This window comes from Streptomyces sp. NPDC006476 (genome assembly GCF_040612015.1).
In the GTDB taxonomy this organism is placed as follows: domain Bacteria; phylum Actinomycetota; class Actinomycetes; order Streptomycetales; family Streptomycetaceae; genus Streptomyces; species Streptomyces griseorubiginosus_B.
The window spans coordinates 1-3,221 of record NZ_JBEXPK010000224.1; the positions used below are offsets into that span (position 1 = coordinate 1).

The window sequence follows — 3,221 nt, forward strand, 5'->3', positions numbered from 1 at the left end:
GGAATGTCCCGCTACCTGGTCTACCGCTGGTTCACCGACCCGGCGCAACGCAGCCTCTATCCCGTCGAGGACCACGCCCTGCGGGGCAGGGTCTTTACCGTGGATCTCCGGGCGGCGCACACGGCGGACCCTCAGGGCAGGGCCGGCGAGATCGTCGCCGCACTGCTGGCCGTCAGTCCGGAATTCGCCGACCTCTGGCATTTGCACGAGGTGGACGTCACCCACCACAACGACCTCAAACGCTACCTGCATGGGGAGTTGGGTGAGATGGAGCTGTACTGCCAGCGGCTGGTGGACCCCGACCAGGTTCAGGAGCTGCTGGTCTTCTCCGCCGTGCCCGGCTCGACGGACTACGAAAAACTCCAACTCCTGGCAGCCGTAGGTGCTTAGGGCTTGCCGGGAATCAACACGCTGGTTCGATCTTGGTGTTGTCTGATTCGAAAAATCTGGCGATGTCGACTGGTGTACGAAAACGAGCAGTTGATGAAGGAATGCAGATGCTGTGTGCTTCGAGGAGCGGGCGGACGTCCTTGACCACACGGCTAATGGTCATGACGGTGGTGTTGAAGAGCTGCCCGAGAAGCCGCTCGAACACCGCCGAGGCCATCGGCAGGCTGACGAGCAAGGAGCGGTACTCCTTCGGCGCGCAGTTCGCCGAGGTGGCCGTCGACGTCACCACCGGCGAGGTCCGGGTGCGACGGATGCTCGGGATGTTCGCCGCGGGCCGGATCGTCAACCCGCTGACCGCGCGCAGCCAGTTCGTCGGCGGCATGGTCTGGGGCCTGTCCATGGCGCTCCACGAGGAGGCGGTCCGGGACCGGGCCACCGGCGGGCACGTCGGCGCGGACCTCGCGGGCTACCACTTCGCCGCGAACGCGGACGTCCCCGTCATCGAGGCGGACTGGGTGGACGACCCCGACCCGGACGACCCGGTCGGCATCAAGGGCATCGGCGAGATCGGCATCGTGGGCGCCGCCGCGGCCGTCGCCAACGCGGTCTGGCACGCGACCGGCGTACGCCACCGGCACCTGCCCATCCGGCCCGACCGTGTACTGATGGCCGGCCGAGATGCTTGACATCGCAGTCGAACTGCACCGGTGGGCGGCGCAGGGCCGTGACTTCGCCGTGGCCACGGTGGTGGCCGTCGGCGGCAGCGCTCCCCGCCCGCCGGGCGCGGCGCTCGCCGTCGACGCCGACGGCACGGCCGTCGGCTCGGTCTCCGGCGGCTGTGTCGAGGGCGCGGTGTACGACCTGTGCGTCCAGGCGCTCCAGGACGGCCACGCGGTACGGGAACGGTTCGGCTACAGCGACGAGGACGCCTTCGCGGTGGGCCTGACCTGCGGCGGGGTGATCGATGTCCTGGTCACCCCGGTCCGTGGGGACGCGCCGGACCGGCGAGTGTTCGAGGCGGCGCTCTCGTCCGCCGCCGGTGGGGAGACGGCTGCGGTCGCCCGCGTGGTCCGGGGCCCGGACGACCTGCTCGGCCGCGCTCTGCTGGTCCGCGCCGACGGGGCGTACGAGGGCGGGTTGGGCGGCGATCCCCGGCTGGACGGGACGGCAGCCGCCGAGGCCCGCGCTCTGCTGGACGCCGGACGCACCGGCACGGTCGACGTCTCGGAGGACGGCTCGCACTGCCCGGGCGGTGTGACGCTGTTCGTCGAGTCCAGTGTGCAACCGCCCCGCATGATCGTCTTCGGGGCGATCGACTTCGCGGCGGCGCTCGTGCGGACGGGCAAGTTTCTCGGCTACCACGTGACCGTCTGCGACGCACGCTCCGTCTTCGCCACCCGGGCCCGCTTCCCGGAGGCCGACGAGATCGTGGTCGACTGGCCGGACCGCTATCTGCGCGGCACCGAAATCGATGCCCGTACGGTCCTGTGCGTGCTCACCCATGACGCCAAGTTCGACGTCCCGCTGCTGGAGGAGGCCCTGCGGCTGCCGGTCGCGTTCGTCGGCGCGATGGGCTCGCGCCGCACCCACGAGGACCGAAACCGGCGGCTGCGGGAGGCGGGTGTCACCGAGGAGGAGCTGGCCCGTCTGCACTCCCCGATCGGCCTCGACCTGGGTGCCCGTACGCCGGAGGAGACCGCCCTGTCCATCGCGGCCGAGATCGTCGCGGCGCGCCGGGGCGGGTCGGGCATACCGCTGACCGGCGCACCGACCCCGATCCACCACGACCGCCCCGAAGGCCCCGGTCGGGTGACCGCACTGACGTCGGCAGCCGGATGACCTCCTTCCCGTAGCGCCTGCGCCGCGGCCGAGCAGCGTCAGGCGTACGCGGGGAGGAAGAAGGGGCATCGGGGGGGCTCAGGTGCGGGTGCTGAGCTGGGCGTTCGTTAGCCTCTTTGTCGCCGGATTCACCGGCATCGTCCTTGTCGTCTAGGGGGCAGCGGAGCGTGACCTGGGCGCAGCCATGCGAACGATGATTCGGCCGCTGTTGCCTGGGGGGGTTTCCACAGCGTGGTACAGCTTTTTGATGTGCTTCTGCGCGAGGAATGTCAGCACCCGCTGCTTAAGCTGCCCCGATCCTTTGCCCGGAATGAACTGAACGGCATCCTCGCCCATATGCGCCGCTTTGAAGAGTGTCTGTCGCAACGTCAGCTCAATATCACGATTGTTCTTGAAGATAGGATGCAGGTCTACGGTGATCACTCTTGTCTGTCTCCTTAAGAGAATCTGATCTAGGTGCTGTAGTTGAAACGCTGGCGGCAGAGCCTATGTCGAACGCGCACCTGATGGACCCGAGATTCGCGTCGCTGTGGGTGCTGGGCGACGGGCGGTCCTGGATGGCGCCCGGATCGAGCTAATCACGCCGCGGGAACTCAACGACGTGATACCGCGCTTGGAGGCCGGCTGCGAGGTGCTCGCGCTGCACGCCGCAACCCAACCACAGCCACCGCCTGGCCTTCGCCGAACTCGGCGAGCTCGGGATGTACGCACAATGGCTGGTGGGCCCTGACGCGGCACAGGAACTGCTCGTCTTCTCCGCGACGCCCGGTTCCCCGAGCCATGAGAAACTCCAGCTCCTGACCGCCGTGCGGAAGTAGCCCGTCGGGCTTCCCGGATGCCGCGGCGCTGGGTGGTCCGCTGTCTCGCCGTCCACTGTCCATCTCTGCCGCATCGCATGTTTAGCCTCGGGCTTTCACGAAGAGGGTCGTCCGAGGGTTGATCAAATAAGCGAGGAGTGCCTCTGAGCTGGGACGATAGGGCTTGTCGAAGGT

The 3,221-nt window shown here is 68.3% G+C and carries 2 protein-coding genes and 2 pseudogenes; 3 read left to right on the top strand and 1 reads right to left on the bottom strand.

Annotated elements, in window-relative coordinates; genetic code table 11:
* The 3 genes and pseudogenes from ABZZ74_RS53225 to ABZZ74_RS53235 form a co-directional block, all read left to right on the top strand.
* Positions 1 to 390, top strand: a pseudogene (locus ABZZ74_RS53225) (transcriptional regulator); the annotation flags it as partial.
* A 194-nt stretch (positions 391 to 584) separates the two neighbouring features.
* Positions 585 to 1,076, top strand: a pseudogene (locus ABZZ74_RS53230) (molybdopterin cofactor-binding domain-containing protein); the annotation flags it as partial.
* Positions 1,069 to 2,229: an XdhC/CoxI family protein gene (locus ABZZ74_RS53235; RefSeq protein WP_356951322.1), complete on the top strand. Its 1,161-nt coding sequence runs from the start codon at positions 1,069 to 1,071 to the stop codon at positions 2,227 to 2,229. The pseudogene ABZZ74_RS53230 and the gene ABZZ74_RS53235, both read left to right, overlap by 8 nt.
* A gap of 150 nt (positions 2,230 to 2,379) precedes the next feature.
* On the opposite strand, the gene ABZZ74_RS53240 is transcribed toward ABZZ74_RS53235, so the two are convergent.
* A complete protein-coding gene (locus ABZZ74_RS53240; protein ID WP_060896651.1) occupies positions 2,380 to 2,652 on the bottom strand; it encodes a Smr/MutS family protein in 273 nt (90 codons plus the stop codon).
* Positions 2,653 to 3,221 lie beyond the last annotated feature (569 nt).